Origin of the sequence: Martinezella lusitana (assembly GCF_016901135.1) — a bacterium.
Lineage (GTDB): Bacteria > Pseudomonadota > Alphaproteobacteria > Rhizobiales > Rhizobiaceae > Rhizobium > Rhizobium lusitanum_D.
Map to the genome: position 1 here is coordinate 14,460 of NZ_JAFEVL010000027.1, position 17,742 is coordinate 32,201.

The following is a 17,742-nucleotide window of genomic DNA, read 5'->3' on the forward strand; positions in this document are numbered from 1 at the left end:
GCCAACCTCAACCTTCCTAAAGGGGAACGTCATGAAACTCTCACTTATCGCCACAGCCAGCGTACTTGCCCTTACTCTTTTCTCCTCGGCATACGCAGAAGACACCATCAAAATTGCCACCGAAGGCGTCTATCCTCCGTTCAACTATGTTGAAGGTGGAAAACTGACCGGCTTCGACGTCGATATCGCCAACGCCCTATGCGAAAAGGCAAAGCTAAAGTGCGAGATCGTCACCCAGGAATGGGACGGCATGATCCCCGCACTGGTAGCGCACAAGTTCGACGCCATCGTCGCCTCGATGGCGATCACCGAGGAACGGAAGAAGAAGGTCGACTTTACGGCAAAATATTACGACACGCCCGCAGCGTTCATGGCATCGAAGGATGCAAAAGTGACCGACGTGTCTCCTGCCGCTCTCGCTGGCAAGACCATCGGTGTTCAAGGGTCAACGACACAGCAGAACTATCTTGAAGATGAATACAAGGGGTCGACGACCAAAACCTATTCGTCCGTGGATGATGCGAGCGCCGACCTCGCCGCTGGTCGCCTCGATCTCGTCCTTTCCGACAAGGTTCTTCTCAACGAATGGCTGAAAAAGTCTTCTGACGGCTCCTGCTGCGAACTTATAGGGGGCGATATCCGTTCTCCGAAGTTCGGTGCCGGCAAGGGTATCGCCGTCCGTAAGGAAGATAGCGCGCTTCGCGACAAGCTCGACGCCGCCTTGAAGGAAATTCTCGAAGATGGGACCTACAAGACCATCAACGCGAAATACTTTCCGTTCTCGATCTACTGAAGCCAATGTTCACGTGCCCGATCGGATCGGCCGGGCACGTGAACCAATCGGGAGACGACGGTGGATCTGCTTCGTTTACTTTCATTTGGTCCCGACGGTTGGGGGCAGCAACTGGTGGACGGCTTATGGCTGACTATCAGGCTCGCCCTCGCCACTCTCCCGTTTGGACTGTTGCTCGGACTTGGCCTGGCCCTATTGATCAACGGCAATAGAAAATGGCTTGCGGGTGCTGCCACGGTCTTCGCGACGACGTTCCGAGCCCTGCCAGAACTTCTAACATTGTTCATCATCTACTACGGTGGCGGAGCGCTGCTCCAAACGGTTTCCCAATTTCTGTTTGGCACTCCGTTTGGGGAGTTTAGTGGCTTCCTCGCGGGGATGATCGCCCTTGGGATCGTGTTTGCGTCTTTTGCTTCGGAGACATTCGTAGCAGCGATGCGGGCGATCCCGAAAGGCCAGCACGAAGCCGCCGCCGCTCTGGGACTATCCCGCTGGCGAACGTTTTCCAGCGTCATCGGCCCACAGCTTTTTCGACTGGCTCTACCTGGCCTAGGCAATCTCTGGTTCGTCCTCCTGAAAGATACCTCGCTCGTCTCGATCATTTCGTTGACGGACTTGATGCGGCAGACGAACCTGGCGGTGGCGAACACGAAAGAGCCGCTCTTCTTCTATGCCGTCGCCTGCCTCATCTACCTGGTTGTTTCGATGGTCTCGTCCGGCGTCGTCGGCGTGCTCGAATCGCGATCCAATCGCGGGATTGCCGGAGGGCGACTATGAATTTCGAATTGTTTTCCAGCTATGGGCCAAAGATTCTTTGGGGGCTGACCGTTACGCTACAGCTGGTACTATCTTCCGCTTTGATCGGCGCGGTTCTGGCCCTTCCACTTGCCCTCGTGCGTAACAGCGAATTTGTCATACCCCGATATCTGGCTAAGGCCTACATCGTCTTCTTTCGCGGCACACCGCTGCTTGGTCAGATATTCCTGATCTACTACGGTGCAGGTCAAATCCGTAGCGAATTGACTAGCCTTGGCCTTTGGTGGTTTTTCAAGGACGCCTATTTCTGTGCGCTATTTGCGTTCACGTTGAACACGACGGCTTATCAGGCGGAAATTCTTCGAGGAGCGCTGAGCTCCCTGCCCCGTGGTCAACTTGAAGCGGCCAATTCTCTCGGTCTAAGCCAGGGCACCACGTTCTTTCAAATCCTTTTGCCACAGGCGATGATCATCGCGTTGCGACCACTGGGCAATGAACTGATCCTGTCGCTCAAGGCATCCGCATTGGCAAGTGTTGTCACCGTGCCCGAGATCATGCAGGCGACTAAGCTCGCATATTCGCGATCTTTCGACTTCGAAGTCTACATCTGGGCCGCAGTTCTCTACCTGATCATGGTCGAAACGATCCGCAGGCTATGGGGCGTTCTCGAAACGTATCTCACTCGCCACCTTCGCCATCGCGTTGCACCAGCGACCAATCCAACAGTCGCCGTACAGGCTTAGAGCAGGAGCTTTCAATGGCCTCAGACAAATCAACCAATTGCGCCGTGGAGTTCGATAATGTCTCCAAATGGTACGGCTCTCACCAGGTTCTCACCGACATCAGTCTTCAAGTGAAGGAAGGAGAGCGTATCGTTATTGCCGGCCCTTCGGGCTCGGGTAAGTCGACGATGATCCGCTGCATCAACCACCTTGAGCAGCATCAGAAAGGACGCATTCTAGTCGAGGGCGTGGAACTGACGAGCGAGCGCAAGCAGATCGATGCGGTTCGCCGTGAGGTTGGGATGGTGTTCCAGCACTTCAATCTCTTCCCCCACAAGACCATTCTCGAAAACTGTACTCTCGCGTTACGATCGGTCCGAAAACTTCCGCGAGCCGAAGCGAATGATGTTGCGATGGGGTTCCTGGAGAAAGTTCGGATCCCAGAACAGGCTCACAAATACCCTGGTCAGCTATCCGGCGGGCAGCAGCAGCGGGTCGCGATCGCCCGGTCACTCGCGATGAAGCCGCGGATCATGCTGTTTGATGAGCCGACCTCGGCCCTTGACCCGGAAATGATCCGCGAAGTCCTTGACGTGATGGTCAGCCTCGCTGGAAGCGGCATGACGATGCTATGTGTAACGCATGAAATGGGCTTTGCGCGGCAGGTTGCCGACCGGGTGATCTTCATGGCCGAGGGAAAGATCGTCGAAACGGCTCCGCCCGACGAGTTCTTCGACGATCCGAAGGAGCCACGCACCCGTGCCTTCCTCCGCCAGCTCCTTCACTAGAACGATGACACCGCGCTCACTCCTCATCACCGGTGCAGCTGGCAATGTCGGCCGCTTGCTGCGACCACTTTTGCGTCAGCACTATGTGCTGAAAGTAGCAGATATTGTCGACTTCCAAGATGAGGAAGGCGAAACAAAAATCGTCGGCGACCTTGCATCTGGCGCGTTCTGTTTCGACGCGGTGAAAGACGTGGATGCAGTTGTGCATCTTGCCGGCGTCGTAGGCCCCGATTTCGATTTTGAAGAAACGATCGATGCGAACTATCGCGCCGTTCTTTGTCTGCTTGAAGCGTGCCGCGCGCGCACCGTCGGACGTCTTGTGTTCGCCAGCAGCCATCATGCTGTCGGTCTTTACCCATCATCAGGCCGCTATGATGAGTCTATTGCCCTGGCTCCCGATGGCTATTACGGGCTGAGCAAAGCTTTCGGCGAAGCCGCGTGCGGCATGTATGCCCGGCGTTACGGGATGCGCACAATGCTCCTGCGCATAGGAAACGCGGACCCACAGGTCGTCGATGGCCGTCGCGAGCGAATTTGGACGAGCGGCCGCGATATGGCACAGCTCATCGACATCGGTCTTCGCCATCCTGATGTCGAATGCGACATCGTTTATGCCGTGTCCAACTGCCCCAATCCGATATTCGACAACCGCCGCGCCGAAGAGCTGGGATACCGTCCGGTCGATTTCGCCCGAGAGAACAGAGCGGCGGATTTCAAACAACTGAATGAATTGACGGCAGAGGCTGTGGGTATGGTCGGTGGCTTTTTTGCGATCAACGATCTGCCGGCCCCATCTGGGAGGAGAGCATGAAAATTACATCGGCCGAGGTCATCCTCGTCGAAATACCCTTTGCCCTGCGCGGGACGGGGGTCGGTATTATGCCGACCGCCTGGAAGACGCTCGAATTTGCGCTAGTCCGTCTCGAAGACGAGCTCGGCAATATCGGCTGGGGAGAGGGTTTTGGCTATTCGCTGATCGACGCGACGAAGTCTGTGATCGATCGCCTGATCCTGCCGCTGCTTGTTGGCGCGGAGATCGATGATATCCCGGCGTGGAATGCAAAGACGCAACGGCAGCTTCACATGTTTGGTCGTTATGGGGTCACGATCTTCGCGATTTCAGGCGTAGACATTGCTCTATGGGACCTCGCGGCGAAGCGCGCTGGCAAGCCGCTCTACCAATTGCTTGCGGGACAGCGTCAGGTCCGCAGTGAAGTTCCCTTTTACGCGAGCCTGGTTCGCTTCGCCGAACATGATTTGGTCGTGGATGCTTCAAAACAGGTGCGCGACGCCGGTTTCAACCGTATCAAGCTACACGAAATTACGCTACCGGCGATCACCGCCTGCAGAAAAACGGTTGGCGCGCACACAGACATCTGTGTCGACGTCAATTGCGCCTGGTCGACTGATTTCGTCGAAAAGAACCTCGCGGAGTTGAAGGCCTTATCCCTTACCTGGCTTGAGGAGCCGATCTATCCGCCAGAGGACTTCGCAACTTTGGCCACGCTTCGTGGCAAGGGTCTTAACATCGCTGCCGGTGAAAACTGGTGCACAAGCTTCCAGATCGAGCAGGCGCTGAAGGTCGGTGCCGTCGATTATCTGCAACCGAGCATGACCAAGGTTGGTGGGATATCCGAATACCTTCGGATCGTGGATCTTGCTGACGCAGCCGGCACAACGCTGATGCCACACTCGCCCTACTTCGGTCCGGGCTTTTACGCGTCGCTTCAGGTGGCGGCTGCCCGGCCGAGTATCACGGCGCTGGAATACAACTTCGTCCAGCCCGATGCATGGCTGGCTGACGTCGAAGGGATCCGCAACGGCGACATGATCAAAGTGTCGGACAAGCCGGGGATCGGCTTCGAGCCCGACCTGGATGTCGTAAAAAAATATGGCCGAGTTCTAGGGAGTCGAAATCAATGAAACCCAACGATATCCGTAAAATCTGGGAGGAAGGCCGCTGTGTTCTGAACGGATGGCTGTCGATCGCCAATGCGTTCTCGGCCGAAATCATGGCCGAGCAGGGCTATGACAGTATTGGGATCGACCTGCAGCATGGCATTGTCGACTATCAGGCTGCAGTCTCCATGCTCCAGGCTATGCGGGCTAGCGGTGTGGTCCCTTTGATCCGTGTTCCTTGGCTCGACCCTGCCCAGATCATGAAAGCACTCGACGCAGGCGCCTATGGCGTGATTTGCCCCATGATCAATTCGCGCGCCGAAGCGGAAGCTCTGGTCTCCTATGTCCGGTATCCGCCGAATGGAGTCCGGAGCTTTGGACCATCGCGAGCAGCAATATCAGCTGGGGCCAACTACGGGCAGGAAGCAGACGATCAGGTTCTTTGTTTCGCGATGATCGAAACCGCCGTGGCTATGAAGAACCTCGATGAGATCGTCACGACACCTGGTCTGGACGGCGTCTATATCGGACCTGCGGACCTCACGATCGGTTTGACTGGCATGAAGTATCCCACGGGCTTCGATCGGGAAGAGCCGGAAATTGTCGAAAACATCAAGCGGATCCTGGAGGCGGCACATGGTGCCGGGATCAAGGCAGCGCTGCACTGCGGGACTCCGACCTACGCGGCAAGAGCCGCCGAGTGGGGGTTTGACATGGTGACCGTGTCCAATGACGTGAGACTCCTCGCAGGCGCGGCGGCCTCATGCGTCAAAACGTTCCGAGAACTGGCCACCGCATCGCTGTCCAACGGGGTAGCCGCCTCGTCAAAAGAGGCGAGCGGCAAAAGCTCGTATTGAACCGGAGGATTTTGAGAATGACCGCAAACCTTACGCCCGCACAGCTCGTCGGAAATGGGCCGATCCGCATTATCGCGGTAACCGGATGGATGGGTGACCACCGCTTGTTCGAACCGTTCCTCCCTTTAATCGACAAGGAGCATCACAGCTTCGCCTTTCTCGATGCGCGCGGATACGGAAGCCGCATCAAGGAAGATGGCCCATATACCGTCGAGCAGATTGCGTCCGACATTATTGCCTGCGCCGATAAACTCGGCTGGGATCGCTTTCATGTTATTGGCCATTCAATGGCTGGTATGTCTGCGCAGCGTCTGGCTATCGATATCCCCAAGCGACTTGTGTCCGCAATTTTGTTGGCGCCAGTCCCTGCCTCGGGAGCGAAGATCGATGACCAGCGCCGACAACTGCTGCTCGCCGCTGTTCGAGAGCCGGACGCGAGAAAAAGACTTATCAATATAAATACCGGTGGTCTCCGCTCGGACGAATGGCTCGATAGACTTCGCGACACAAGTCTTGCCGGTACGCGCCCCGATGTTCTCGAGGCCTACATGGCATCGTGGACGGGGAAAGGCTTTGCCGACGAAATTCAGAATGTGTCCGTACCAATACGGGTTATTGTCGGGGAGAAGGATCCGGGTGCCGTCCCGGATCGTCTGCGTGAAACGATCGGGGCATGGTTTCCCGACTTCGAACTGCAGGTTCTGTACGGATGCGGACACTATCCGATGTGGGAAGAGCCTGCCGTATTTGCAAAGGCTCTGTCCGCGACACTCGCTTGAGGACACAGCGGCGTATCTCGCAGGTACTTTGTTGGATCATGCCGTGATCCAGTTGGTCAGGATCTCATCATGCCTCTCATGAAATTCCATATCTTCGACGGGTGGTCGAAGGAGAACATCGCCACCCTATTGGACGCGGCACATGACGCCATGGTGCGATCTTTCAACGTTCCGGAGCGCGACCGCTATCAACTCCTCAACACGTATTCTTCCGACACAATGGTCATGCAGGACACCGGCCTCGATATTCCGAGGACAGACCGCTTCGTTCTGGTGGAAGTGGTGTCACGACCGCGAACTTCCGAGCAGAAGCAGGCGTTCTACGCCAATCTCACAGAAGATTTGTTTGAGAAATGCGGCGTCCTTCCTTCGGACCTGATGGTTTCCCTGGTTGAGAACTCGGACGCGGACTGGTCGTTCGGCCACGGACGAGCCCAGTTTTTGACCAAGGAACTGTAGGTTACTTTCCCTGCGGGAGATGGAGGCACACTTCCCGCCAACTGATCCCGGCGCCGTTGCGCCGGGATATTTTTTATTCAAAGCCCCAAGCGATTTCGGCATTTCGGGTCATGCGAAGTGCTCAATCGCGCTCGGTTTCTTTAGTGAAAATTCCGGCTTTTCACCTTCAGCGTATCGATATGAAGGTCGGGGACTTATACCGAGCCGGAGAATATGCCGAGCCCCTTTCCTAAAGCCCGAGATTTCAGGTAAAGCCGCCTGGCAAGCTCGGCATAATATCCAGCCTCCGCTGTTAAAATTAAGCGGAGACGAGCATGACGATCTTGCCAGCGGAGAACATATTTCTCTCACAAACTTTCGACGATTGGCCACATCAAGACTGCGTTCGATCCGTCGTCAACTTGATGATGGATCAAAGCTATAGTGCCAAAAGCATCCGATCGACGATCCGGACGATTTCGGCCTTTGTCGAGTGGAAGAGGGACAGCCAGAACGGCGACCCGATACAGGTTACCTACGATGATCTCGACCGCTTCATCGAATGCCGTGCCGCTGTGGCCGCCTTGCGGCACGGAGAGCGCCGTTCAATTCAGCGCTTGAGGGCAAAGCTCATCGAGGCAGGCGTTGTGCATCAAACTCCGCCGGACGTTCACCCAATCGATGACGTTGCAGGCCGGTTCGCGACCGAGCTCCGCCGCAGGGGTTACGCTGCGCCAACAATTTCAGCCCACCTCAGGTATAGCAGGCAATTTCTACGCGCCTCATGGATCGACGGGCCGGGCATCACTCACCTCCAGTACGATGATATTCGCGACTATCTAGCCAGCCAATTCGAACGCCACACAGCGGCGACGTCCAAGATCATTTCATCCAGACTTCGGGTCTTTCTCCAGTTTTGCTGGAGCATGGGAATTACAGAGCTCGACCTCGCCCAAGCTGTCCCGATGGTCAAGAACCATCGGCTATCGTCCTTACCGTCGTTTATGAGTGCAGATCAGCTCAGTCGAGTTCTGGCTGTTTGCGATCGGGCAAGCCTCGCAGGTCGTCGAGATTTCGCAATCCTGATGCTCATGTCCCGACTTGGCCTCCGCGCGAAAGAAGTAGCCCTATTGTCTTTGGACGACATCGACTGGCATGGGGGCCTCGTTCAAGTGCATGGTAAAGGCGGCCGGATGGCGGCAATGCCGCTCCCACAGGACGTCGGCGCAGCGATCGCGGATTACATAGTAGATGGGCGCCCCAGTTCCGGATCCCGGATCATTTTTCATAGGGTCGATACGCCCTGCACACCGTTCTTAACCGCCACGCCTGTCATCCTCATTGCCAGGAGGGCTTTGAAGCGCGCCGAGATCACAGGGCTCCGCTCTCATCATGCCCATATATTCCGGCACACGTTTGCGACGATGGCGATCCGTTCCGGCGTTAGCCTCACGGAACTGGCCCAGGTCCTTCGCCACAAGGAACCAGACACAACGAGGATCTACGCGAAGCTCGACACCGAGGGTCTTCGATCACTTGCCCGGCCGTGGATGGGAGCAAGCCTATGAGCACGATGCTGACATCCCTCGAGCAATATCTGGCGCTGCGCCGGTCCCTCGGCTTCAAACTTCGCAGCCAGGAAAGCCGGCTGCGCAAATTCGTCGCGTATGCCCAAGAACGGAACCAACACCACATTACTGCAAAGCTCGCCGTTGAATGGGCGCAGCACCAGTGCGGGCCGCGGACTTGGTCATCGCGACTGTCGACGGTCAGGTCTTTCTCACGCCATGTCGCACTGACTGACCCGAGGACCGAGATTCCACCCTCCAGCATTTTCGCGCCGCAGCGACGCCCCCGGCCCTTCATCTATTCCGACGAACAAGTCGCCGATCTCCTCAATGCGATGCCTCGACTGCATCCGGGCAGCTTTCGAGGCGTGACCTATCGTTATTTCTTCGGATTGCTCGCATCGACAGGGATGCGGTTTTCCGAGGCCGCGCGCCTTTTGCGGGAGGATACCGACATGGACACCGGAACATTGACGATCCGTGAGACGAAGTTCGGCAAGAGCCGGTATATGCCCTTGCATAAAAGCACCTTGGAGGCACTCCGGCTGTATTGTGAAGAGCGGGATCGTTCCCCAACCCGTCGTGCCAGCAAGTTCTTCTTCACGGGGGATCGTGGCCGGGGTCTGAACCATGCCAATCCCCATTTCTCTTTCATTCTCTGGACCCGTGAGGCCGGACTGCGGGGAGCTTCCGAAGCAAAAGGGCCGAGAATCCACGATCTTCGCCATACCTTCGCGGTGCGCACGCTTCTGGACTGGTACAGGAACGGCGAGAACGTCGATCTTCGAATTCCGGAACTTTCGACATACCTCGGCCATGGAAAGGTGGCCGACACATACTGGTATCTCAGCGCACATCCCGACCTTCTGGAGGAAGCCAAACGTCGTCTGGACGCGCGATGGGAGGCGTCACAATGACAAGTTCGCTTCCACGGCTTATCGAGCGCTTCTTCACACAGCGGCTGATGCGCCAGCGCAATGTCAGCATGCACACCGTCGCCTCCTACCGCGACACCTTCAAGCTTTTCTTGAGGTTTGCCCACCGCAAGACGGGAAAGCCGCCATCATCCCTCGTGCTTGAGGATTTCGACGCAGAACTCGTCATAGCGTTTCTGGATGATCTCACCGAGGAAAGGCGCGCGGGCACCACCACTTACAACCTCAGGCTCACCGCCATTCGCGCGTTCTTTCGGTTCCTTGCATTCGAGGAGCCTGCCTTTAGCCACCAGATCCAACGCGTGCTTGCCATCCCCGGCAAGATCGGCGCGAAGCGCGAGGTACAGTTCCTCGTCCGGGATGAGATCAAGGCGCTCCTGGCAGCACCGGACAAGCGGTCATGGGTTGGTCGCCGCGATTATTGCCTGCTCCTAACGGCAATACAGACGGGCATGCGGCTCTCCGAACTGGTCGGCCTCGATCGCGGCGCTGTGACCCTGGATGCCGGCGCGCATATTCGATGCTTCGGAAAGGGTCGAAAGGAGCGTGTTACGCCGCTCACCAAAATTCTGCGCGCTGTGCTCAAACAATGGCTGGACGAGCCAAGACCGGGCCACTCCGACATCCTTTTCCCGACAGTGCATGGATCTCGGATGAGTCCCGATGCGGTTCAGTATCTGCTGGCGAAGCATGTGAAGCAGGCGGCACAGCAATGCCCATCTTTGCGGGCAAAGCGCATTTCACCGCATGTTCTTCGTCACAGTGCGGCGATGGAATTGCTGGATGCTGGCGTCGACAGCACGGTGATTTCGCTATGGCTGGGCCATGAATCCACACGTTCCACCCAGGCCTATCTTCAGGCGCATCTTGCGATAAAGGAGGCGGCCCTCGCGAAGGTGGACCCGCTAAATGAGCAGCCCTTCCGCCGTTTTAAAGCCGACGACAAGCTATTGTCGTTTCTCGACGCCCTGTAGCAGTTTAACGCCGCATGTTCTCCTGCGGCGTTATTACACCCACCCTCCGGACGCTTGATGTTGGCATCTTTGCGCCATGAGCAGACATGCCTCGCCCAACATGCTGGATGGCAGACATCGCCCGGCTTTAGTCGGGCAACGTCTTTGTCGAAGCCTACCTCTCGCTGGCGAGACTTTTCTTCAGGCTGTTGGCCACAGTGAGATAGTAGTTTCGAGCCGTCGCATTCATCTGGCGTTCCCCCAGTTCCCGCAGGGCTCGAATCTTCACCTCAAGTGCTACAGTGTTCTTTGGGTCGACGGCCAAAAGGTAATCGGCTTGCTCCGCAGCCCACTGGAAGTCATCACCTTCCAACGCTTTCTGGGCGCTTTTCAGCATCTTGTCGCTACCGCCTACCATTGCGACAAGCTTTTCAGCTCGTTGGATCTCCGTTAGCGGGAAGATGTTTGTCGGATTTCCGTCGAACCAGCCAGCATGCTGCGCGTAGATACCGCGCACAGACCATGCCACAGTTCCGTAGAACTCTTGCAGATAAGGATGTTTTGCAAGCTTCTCCGGAAGCTTCACTTCTTCAACCAGCTCATCGGGGGTCATACCCTTTGCGAGGCCTTCAATGGTCCTGTCGTAAACGAACTTGATGCCGTCGCGGTATGCCGCGAGTGCATCCTTCGCTTCAGCAGCGTTCTGGATGGTGCCCATATGGCCGGGAATAACGTACTCAGGGCCCAGCGCGATCAACTTATCCAGGCTGGCAATCCACTTTTCGACTGGACGTGTTGGCAATCCACGAAGCGGCGCGATATTAGGAAACGTCTTCAACAAGACATCACCTGCGATCAGCACCTTGCGGTCCGGCAGCCATACGGAGATATTCTCATCGGCTTCTCCAGGCGTGAAGATCAACTTGAGCGGAACACCAGCAATGGTCAGGTCTTCTTCAGCGCCCTCGAACGTGCTTGTTGGCGCTATGAAGCCATCGCGCGTGTGCGGCGTCGTCCTACCGTATTCAAGCTGCGTCCCTGCATTGATGAAGTCTTCATCAGGCAAGGTAACCCCGAAGGCGTCACCACCATCACGGCGTCCACGTCCGGTATCTGGTTTCGCCGTCAATAGCAGCTTGTGGCTGTAGATCACGGGCTTGTCTTTGCCCGCAAAAACCGCCGCGCCGCCCGTATGATCCGGGTGATTATGCGTGTAGATGATCGCCCTGACTGGATGGCGCAAGCGCTCTCCGAATGCCGCCATGATTGCCTTAGCATCAACCGGGTTGGCCGATGTGTCGACGATGATCGATCCGTCACTGCCCTGGATCAGGGTGACGTTGCTGGCAGAGTATCCAACAGCAGCATAGACGCCATTCGTTACCTCGACGATCCGTTCGCGAAACTCATCCGAGTGAGCGATCAGCTTGTCCCGTCCTGCATAGGCGTTCTCCGCGAGCGCAGAGGACGTGGTGCCGAGAATTGAAATCATAGCGGCGATTACTCCTGCCTTGAGTATCGATGAACCTTGCATCTCACCTCCAATCATTGCGGACAAGAGGCCATCCGGTCGCTTTAACTAGACCAAATGTTTTTGATAATGTAGACGCTGATTTGACAATCAGCCTCTCTCATACGATAGGCAACCTATGGACTACAATGCCGTCAAAATGTTCATCGCGGTGGTACAGACAGGCAGTCTCTCGTCTGCTGCCGTCCGCCTCGGCATGCCGCTGCCCACGCTTAGCCGGAAGGTGGCTGAGCTTGAGGCGGACCTCAAGGTTCAGTTGCTTGAGAGAACTGCCAAGGGATGCCGCCCGACAGAGGCTGGGTCCCGTTTGTTCGAGGAAGCGAGTGGCGGCATAGAGCTGCTTCAAGAAGCCGAGCAAGCGATAATGAGCGAGCAGGCGCGCCTTGTCGGTCGTCTACGGTTATCGCTGCCACAGTCTTTCGAGCCCTGGTGGGATTTGCTGGCCAAGTTCCAGCGCTCTCACCCGGACATTCAGATCAACGTCTACTCGACAGAGCGGCGTGTAGACCTGCTCGCTGACGGCGTTGATGTCGCTCTTCGAGTAGGTCCGATTGCTGACGATACCGTGGTTGCACGTCACATGCTCACCTTTCGGCACATTCTCGTCGCCAGTCCAAAGCTTTTGGCGACCTGTAATGGACTAGGCGGCCCCCAGGATATCCTCCGGCTGCCGTGTGCAGCATGGGGTTCCACTCTTGATGCTCAACCGACCTGGACACTTGGAGGGCAGCCCCAGAGGATCGAAGCAACATTCACCGCGAACGACTATGTCCATCTTAGAACAAGAGCAATTGCAGGGGACGTTGTGACGGAACTGCCATCTTTTCTCGCAGCCGAATATCTTAACTCAGGCGACCTGGTGGAGGTCCTGCCAGAGCACCCTTTCCCTCAGACGCCGCTACACCTGATCTACAGGAGGCAGCGGCATCCTTCGACGATAGTTCGGGCTTATCTGGATTTCTGCTCCGCTAACATAGCGGTTGTCGAATCAAGTTGCTGGGCAACCCCTCACAGATAGAACAAAAAGATGCACTCACGCCAGAACTTGTCATTCAGAACATCAGCCCTGCTCCAGAGGAAGGGGAGCATGAGGATTTGTGGGGCGGGCTGGAACGACGTATGTCGTCGTCGTTGAATTTTGACGGGACTGGCGGATGTGAAAAGGGCAAAACGGGCAGCGACGAAAGCCGCCGGAGAGGCGGCAGCCTCGGAGGATGAGATTTTCATCCTGCAATTCCGCATCTGGCTGAAGGACGTGAGCCCGATGGTGTGGCGTAGGGTTCAGGTTTTCTCGACGATGACGCTACGCGAGTTTCATGGCGTCATTCAGGTCGCGATGGGATGGGAGGGCATCCACCTCTACCAGTTCGTCATTCACACGGTGCGGTACGGCTCGTGGGAGGCGGGTGCCCGCTCTCCGGCTATCACACTTGGTAATCTGCAACTGCGTAACGGCAGCCGGTTCCTGTACGAGTACGCCCTCAACATCCCCTGGGAGCACGAGGTCCGACTGGAGGAACGCCGGCCTGTCAAATACGGCGCTCACTATCCGGCGTGTACGGACGGCGACGGCAATTGTCCCCCTGAGGATTGTGGTGGACCGGAAGCATGGATGTGGCAGAGAGACGAGGCGCTCGGGTCTGACCTCCATGAGGATCTCGCCACAGCATTGGAATTCGTCACGGAACTCGGCGACACCGGGTCCCTTGCCGTCCTTGATGATCCGGACCGCGCTGGGGAGTTGCAGGAACTGCTGTTTCGGATCAAGGGCCGAGCTACACTGCTGGGCCTGTCGTTCGAGCGGCGGACGGTGAATGATCGGCTGCGGCAGAGCGAACATCTGATCCTGATGCACCAGCAGATGTGACGGGCCTTGCGACCTGACCTTTCGAAAGAAGATTGGCCGCTAGAAGGCGGCATCATCACCGCGAGTGTGCCGGAGCCCGAAAGCAAGGCCTGCGCTGGCGTTTGCGGCTTGTGATCGAGGTCATGCCGGTTTGCCGGGCGCTTTTCGGATTGCTAACTGATGGTCTTTATCAGTGTTTTCGGCAGGCCGCAGAGGAGAAACTGGCGTCACGGGCGCAATCAGTTTTCCACACGGTCATTCTGGAAAACTCATTGCGAGGACATGAGATGCGGGCGCGGCTGGTTCTGGAGATTATAGGTGACGATGGTGAAACGATTGCAACCGAAACCGTCGCCGATCTGGTGAAGGTGACGAAGGGCGCCGAGGATCTCGGTCTGTCGTTGTCGGAGGCGAAAGGCCTTCTGACGAAATTACAGCAGGCGATGGTGCAGACGCAGGTGGAACTTTGGCTGAGCGGAAACCGCGAGCTGGATGGGCGTCGCCTGCGCAGCAAGGGCAGTTACCCGATAACCTTCCATACTCTCTTTGGCGACGTCCGTCTGAAAAGCCCCCGATACTACCTGCCGCACTTGGTCGGCGGAAACGGTCCAGTAACGATCTCTCCACTCCGGACATTGATCCCCGACCACATTGCCCCCGAGCGCCTCTATCTGGAAACGCGGTGGGCATCGCTCGTGCCCTATGCCGCCGCGGCCGAGCTGCTGGCCGATGTGCTGCCTGTCGAGAGGGGCGCCAACGCCACGACGGTCCGGCAGCACGCCTTGCAGGCCGCCAGGCGCATTGAGCGGGAACTGACCGAAGAGCGGGTTTCCTTCATGCAGGATGCCTGCCCACGCGACTGGATGAACCTGCCCGTTCCCGATGGCCGCATCGTCATCGGTCTGGATGGTGGGTATATCCGGGACCGCAACGATCGAAAGAAGAACTTCGAACTGATCGTCGGCCGCTCCTTACCCGAGGACGGAAATGCTCGTTACATCGGTTTTGTCCATGGCTACGATCGCAAGCCGCAGCGGCGTATCCTTGACCATCTTAAAAAGCAGGGGGTTCAGGCCAATCAGGACATCACCTTCATCACCGACGGAGGAGAAGAGGTCCGCTCGCTTACCGAGATGATCGCGCCGGCAAGCGAACATGTCCTCGACTGGTTCCACATCACCATGCGCATCACGGTCCTGCGCCAATTCGGCCAGGGTCTCGAAAACCATAATGAGCAGGCCGGGCAGGGCATCCTTGAAACCCTCCGCAGGATCAAATGGCATCTCTGGCACGGCAATGCGTACCGTGCCCGTGAGGAAATCGACGAACTGCAATTTGATGCGGAAGCGCTCGAAACGGACTACCCGATCATGCGCAAATTTCTCACCGCCATCGGCGAGTTCCGATCCTACATCGCTTCCAACCGCGCAAGCCTGATCAACTACGGCGAACGTTACCGGTCCGGGGAGCGGATTTCCTCGGCCTTCGTCGAGGCAACCGTCAATGCCGTCATCAGCAAGCGGTTCGCGAAAAAACAGCAAATGCAGTGGAGCAGAATCGGTGCGCATCTTCTGCTACAAACCAGGACGCAGACCCTTGACGGCTCCCTGCGCTCGACCTTCCAGCAATGGTATCCCGGGATGGCTAACGACAATCACGAACCAGACGAAACGGCTCTCGCCGCATAACTGCCCCACGAATCCTCATGCTCCCCGAAATGCGGAAAGGGCTTCTTCTTCTGGCGCCCGCGTTGGTGTTCCTTTTCTTCACGTTCCTCCTCCCACTCGGTTACATTTTCCGCCTAAGCGTCTTTGATCCGACGGTTCACGATGGATTGCCAAGAACCGTCGAGGCACTTGCGACATGGAACGGCAGCGGCGCACCCGACGAGCAGACGTTTCAGGCGCTGGCGCAGGATCTTATCGATGCCCGACAAGCCGACATCGTCGGATCGATTGCAAATCGACTGAATGTCGAGGCCGCCGGCCTACGCAGCGCCTTCACAAAAACTGCTCGGCGCCTTGGGCAGACGCCTCCGACTGATCATTATTCGGAATGGTTCCAACAAGCGGATCACATCTGGAGCGAACAGTCGACCTGGCAGGCGATCAACCAGTTGCGCAGCTCAGTCAGCGCCAACTATTACCTGGCTGCGGTCGATCTCCGCAGAGATGCATCGGGTGCTATCGAACTCGCCCCAGAGGAGAATCGTATCCATACCACGCTCTTTGTGAGAACCTTCCTCGTCGCATTCTCTGTGACCGCATTGTGCATCCTTCTCGGCTATCCGGTAGCCTACCTGATCGCGACGTCTTCGAAGCTGCTTGGCTCGATAATGATTATCCTCGTCCTTTTGCCATTCTGGACGTCGCTGCTTGTGCGAACCACGGGTTGGATCGTGCTCCTACAGTCCCAAGGCGTGCTCAACGACCTCTTTGTGTACCTTGGCATCATTTCGGACGAGAGCAGGGTGAGAATGATCTATAACCTCGCCGGCACGCTCATTGCCATGACGCACATCCTTCTCCCGTTCTTCATCCTGCCTCTCTACAGCGTGATGGTTTCGATACCTCCGGTGTACATGCGCGCCGCCCAATCGCTGGGCGCCCATCGTTTCTATGCCTTCTGGAAGGTCTATTTTCCCAACACACTTCCTGGCGTTGGCTCAGGGGCACTTCTCGCCTTCATTCTTGCCGTCGGATATTACATCACTCCTGCTCTGGTTGGCGGACAGTCCGGACAGATGATCTCCAACATGATCGCCTTCCACGTTCAGTCGTCGCTCAATTGGGGGCTGGCTGCAGCTCTCGGGATGATACTCCTCTCGGTCGTCTTGGTTCTCTACGGCGTCTACCACCGATACTCCGGCGCCAACCGGCTGGTAAACTGAGGAACGAGATATGAACAGCTACACCATTGAGACGGTTTGGTCGGTTTTCTTTCGACTTATCTGCTGGGCAATCCTGATCTTCCTCATCGCGCCGATCTTCGTGATTATCCCGCTTTCCTTCAACGCGGAGCCCTACTTCACCTTCACCAGCGGCATGCTGCACCTCCGCTCCGAAGCATTCTCCACGCGATGGTACGACTCGTTCGTCTCAGATGCCGCATGGATGGTTGCCGTCCGCAACAGCTTCCTCGTCGGCATCCTCTCGACGCTCCTGGCGACGACGCTCGGCACCCTCGCCGCCTTGGGACTCAACAAGCCACTTCCAATGCGCAGCCTGATCGTAAGTCTCCTTCTGGCCCCGATGATCGTGCCGATCGTGGTGCTCGCGGCCGGGACCTACTTTGTCTTTGCGAAAGTTGGTCTCGTGGACAGCTATCTCGGCTTGGTGCTCGCGCACTCGACCTTGGGGCTGCCCTTCGTTGTGGTCACCGTCTTGGCCAGCCTGTCGAACTTCGATCAGGGCCTGGTGCGTGCAGGTCTGATCTCAGGAGCCCATCCGACGATGGTCTTCCGCCGCGTTACATTGCCACTCATTGCACCGGGGGTCCTTTCTGGTGCGGCATTGGCCTTCGTTACATCGTTCGATGAAGCCGTGATCACGCTCTTCCTATCGCCAAGCCCCGGATATTACACGGTTCCCCGCAAGATGTGGTCCGGCTTGCGCGAACAGATCAGCCCCACCATTCTGGCAGTCGCGACCACCTGGATTGTCCTGTCGCTAGTGCTCATGGTCCTGATGGGTATCCTGCGTCGGCAGTCCGCCAAGCGCTCGGCGAAACCGGCAGCAGGCCAGGTTGACTGTAAGCGCGCAATTCCGCGCACCTGTTCACTGAACAGCGAATGAAGGATTCTGTGTCCACAAGGGAGACGGTGGACACAATGACATTGGATATCTTGAAGGGCTCAGGGGGTCTTCGGGCTGTGAAG

The 17,742-nt window shown here is 57.1% G+C and carries 18 protein-coding genes; 17 read left to right on the forward strand and 1 reads right to left on the reverse strand.

Features of this window, described 5'->3' with window-relative positions:
- The first annotated feature begins 31 nt into the window (after window positions 1-31).
- From JTP94_RS10990 to JTP94_RS11045, 12 genes are all read left to right on the forward strand, one after another.
- Window positions 32-793 (forward strand): transporter substrate-binding domain-containing protein, encoded by a 762-nt coding sequence (locus JTP94_RS10990; RefSeq protein ID WP_204850528.1) that lies wholly within the window; start codon window positions 32-34, stop codon window positions 791-793.
- A gap of 60 nt (window positions 794-853) precedes the next feature.
- Window positions 854-1,570 carry an ABC transporter permease subunit gene (locus JTP94_RS10995; protein WP_204850529.1) on the forward strand — a complete coding sequence of 239 codons (717 nt, stop codon included), beginning with the start codon at window positions 854-856 and terminating at the stop codon, window positions 1,568-1,570.
- Entirely contained in the window at window positions 1,567-2,292 is a 726-nt protein-coding gene (locus JTP94_RS11000) for an ABC transporter permease (RefSeq protein WP_204850530.1), read from the forward strand. The genes JTP94_RS10995 and JTP94_RS11000 overlap by 4 nt, the downstream gene beginning before the upstream one ends.
- A 14-nt stretch (window positions 2,293-2,306) precedes the next feature.
- Entirely contained in the window at window positions 2,307-3,059 is a 753-nt protein-coding gene (locus JTP94_RS11005) for an amino acid ABC transporter ATP-binding protein (protein WP_204850531.1), read from the forward strand.
- Entirely contained in the window at window positions 3,031-3,870 is an 840-nt protein-coding gene (locus JTP94_RS11010; protein WP_204850532.1) for an NAD(P)-dependent oxidoreductase, read from the forward strand. The genes JTP94_RS11005 and JTP94_RS11010 overlap by 29 nt, the downstream gene beginning before the upstream one ends.
- Window positions 3,867-4,982 carry a mandelate racemase/muconate lactonizing enzyme family protein gene (locus JTP94_RS11015; protein ID WP_204850533.1) on the forward strand — a complete coding sequence of 372 codons (1,116 nt, stop codon included), beginning with the start codon at window positions 3,867-3,869 and terminating at the stop codon, window positions 4,980-4,982. Before JTP94_RS11010 ends, JTP94_RS11015 begins: the two co-directional genes overlap by 4 nt.
- On the forward strand, window positions 4,979-5,815 hold the full coding sequence (locus JTP94_RS11020) for an HpcH/HpaI aldolase/citrate lyase family protein (RefSeq protein WP_204850534.1): 837 nt from the start codon (window positions 4,979-4,981) through the stop codon (window positions 5,813-5,815). The genes JTP94_RS11015 and JTP94_RS11020 overlap by 4 nt, the downstream gene beginning before the upstream one ends.
- 17 nt (window positions 5,816-5,832) lie before the next feature.
- Window positions 5,833-6,594, forward strand: a complete 762-nt coding sequence (locus tag JTP94_RS11025) for an alpha/beta fold hydrolase (RefSeq protein ID WP_204850535.1) — start codon at window positions 5,833-5,835, stop codon at window positions 6,592-6,594.
- A gap of 69 nt (window positions 6,595-6,663) precedes the next feature.
- Window positions 6,664-7,053, forward strand: coding sequence for a tautomerase family protein (locus tag JTP94_RS11030; protein ID WP_204850536.1), 390 nt, complete (start codon window positions 6,664-6,666; stop codon window positions 7,051-7,053).
- Window positions 7,054-7,367: 314 nt separating this feature from the next.
- The gene (locus tag JTP94_RS11035; protein WP_204850537.1) at window positions 7,368-8,600 is read left to right on the forward strand and encodes a tyrosine-type recombinase/integrase; all 1,233 of its coding nucleotides are present in this window, start codon (window positions 7,368-7,370) and stop codon (window positions 8,598-8,600) included.
- Window positions 8,597-9,517, forward strand: coding sequence for a tyrosine-type recombinase/integrase (locus JTP94_RS11040; protein ID WP_204850538.1), 921 nt, complete (start codon window positions 8,597-8,599; stop codon window positions 9,515-9,517). The genes JTP94_RS11035 and JTP94_RS11040 overlap by 4 nt, the downstream gene beginning before the upstream one ends.
- Window positions 9,514-10,509, forward strand: a complete 996-nt coding sequence (locus JTP94_RS11045; protein ID WP_204850539.1) for a tyrosine-type recombinase/integrase — start codon at window positions 9,514-9,516, stop codon at window positions 10,507-10,509. Before JTP94_RS11040 ends, JTP94_RS11045 begins: the two co-directional genes overlap by 4 nt.
- A 154-nt stretch (window positions 10,510-10,663) precedes the next feature.
- Here the strand turns inward: JTP94_RS11045 and JTP94_RS11050 are convergent, their stop codons facing one another.
- Window positions 10,664-12,037 carry an alkyl/aryl-sulfatase gene (locus JTP94_RS11050; protein ID WP_246754820.1) on the reverse strand — a complete coding sequence of 458 codons (1,374 nt, stop codon included), beginning with the start codon at window positions 12,035-12,037 and terminating at the stop codon, window positions 10,664-10,666.
- A gap of 100 nt (window positions 12,038-12,137) precedes the next feature.
- Between JTP94_RS11050 and JTP94_RS11055 the strand changes: the two genes are divergently transcribed.
- The 5 genes from JTP94_RS11055 to JTP94_RS11075 all read left to right on the forward strand — a co-directional run bounded on the left by JTP94_RS11055 (window position 12,138) and on the right by JTP94_RS11075 (window position 17,659).
- Window positions 12,138-13,037: a LysR family transcriptional regulator gene (locus JTP94_RS11055; protein WP_204850540.1), complete on the forward strand. Its 900-nt coding sequence runs from the start codon at window positions 12,138-12,140 to the stop codon at window positions 13,035-13,037.
- A gap of 138 nt (window positions 13,038-13,175) precedes the next feature.
- Window positions 13,176-13,886 carry a plasmid pRiA4b ORF-3 family protein gene (locus JTP94_RS11060; RefSeq protein ID WP_312038151.1) on the forward strand — a complete coding sequence of 237 codons (711 nt, stop codon included), beginning with the start codon at window positions 13,176-13,178 and terminating at the stop codon, window positions 13,884-13,886.
- A gap of 266 nt (window positions 13,887-14,152) precedes the next feature.
- Window positions 14,153-15,553, forward strand: a complete 1,401-nt coding sequence (locus tag JTP94_RS11065) for an ISKra4 family transposase (protein ID WP_204850547.1) — start codon at window positions 14,153-14,155, stop codon at window positions 15,551-15,553.
- Between the two features lie 17 nt (window positions 15,554-15,570).
- A complete protein-coding gene (locus tag JTP94_RS11070; RefSeq protein WP_204850541.1) occupies window positions 15,571-16,755 on the forward strand; it encodes an ABC transporter permease in 1,185 nt (394 codons plus the stop codon).
- 10 nt (window positions 16,756-16,765) lie between these two features.
- A complete protein-coding gene (locus tag JTP94_RS11075; protein WP_204850542.1) occupies window positions 16,766-17,659 on the forward strand; it encodes an ABC transporter permease in 894 nt (297 codons plus the stop codon).
- Window positions 17,660-17,742: the final 83 nt, after the last annotated feature.

What these genes read in the sequence shown, in the direction of transcription:
- JTP94_RS11005 (WP_204850531.1), top strand. Translation starts at nt 2,307, where the DNA reads ATGGCCTCAGACAAATCAACCAATTGCGCCGTGGAGTTCGATAATGTC.
- JTP94_RS11075 (WP_204850542.1), top strand. Translation starts at nt 16,766, where the DNA reads ATGAACAGCTACACCATTGAGACGGTTTGGTCGGTTTTCTTTCGACTT.
- JTP94_RS10990 (WP_204850528.1), top strand. Translation starts at nt 32, where the DNA reads ATGAAACTCTCACTTATCGCCACAGCCAGCGTACTTGCCCTTACTCTT.
- JTP94_RS11040 (WP_204850538.1), top strand. Translation starts at nt 8,597, where the DNA reads ATGAGCACGATGCTGACATCCCTCGAGCAATATCTGGCGCTGCGCCGG.
- JTP94_RS11070 (WP_204850541.1), top strand. Translation starts at nt 15,571, where the DNA reads ATGCTCCCCGAAATGCGGAAAGGGCTTCTTCTTCTGGCGCCCGCGTTG.
- JTP94_RS11025 (WP_204850535.1), top strand. Translation starts at nt 5,833, where the DNA reads ATGACCGCAAACCTTACGCCCGCACAGCTCGTCGGAAATGGGCCGATC.
- JTP94_RS11045 (WP_204850539.1), top strand. Translation starts at nt 9,514, where the DNA reads ATGACAAGTTCGCTTCCACGGCTTATCGAGCGCTTCTTCACACAGCGG.
- JTP94_RS11020 (WP_204850534.1), top strand. Translation starts at nt 4,979, where the DNA reads ATGAAACCCAACGATATCCGTAAAATCTGGGAGGAAGGCCGCTGTGTT.
- JTP94_RS11035 (WP_204850537.1), top strand. Translation starts at nt 7,368, where the DNA reads ATGACGATCTTGCCAGCGGAGAACATATTTCTCTCACAAACTTTCGAC.
- JTP94_RS11030 (WP_204850536.1), top strand. Translation starts at nt 6,664, where the DNA reads ATGCCTCTCATGAAATTCCATATCTTCGACGGGTGGTCGAAGGAGAAC.
- JTP94_RS11065 (WP_204850547.1), top strand. Translation starts at nt 14,153, where the DNA reads ATGCGGGCGCGGCTGGTTCTGGAGATTATAGGTGACGATGGTGAAACG.
- JTP94_RS11015 (WP_204850533.1), top strand. Translation starts at nt 3,867, where the DNA reads ATGAAAATTACATCGGCCGAGGTCATCCTCGTCGAAATACCCTTTGCC.
- JTP94_RS11050 (WP_246754820.1), bottom strand. Translation starts at nt 12,037, where the DNA reads ATGATTGGAGGTGAGATGCAAGGTTCATCGATACTCAAGGCAGGAGTA.
- JTP94_RS11000 (WP_204850530.1), top strand. Translation starts at nt 1,567, where the DNA reads ATGAATTTCGAATTGTTTTCCAGCTATGGGCCAAAGATTCTTTGGGGG.
- JTP94_RS11055 (WP_204850540.1), top strand. Translation starts at nt 12,138, where the DNA reads ATGGACTACAATGCCGTCAAAATGTTCATCGCGGTGGTACAGACAGGC.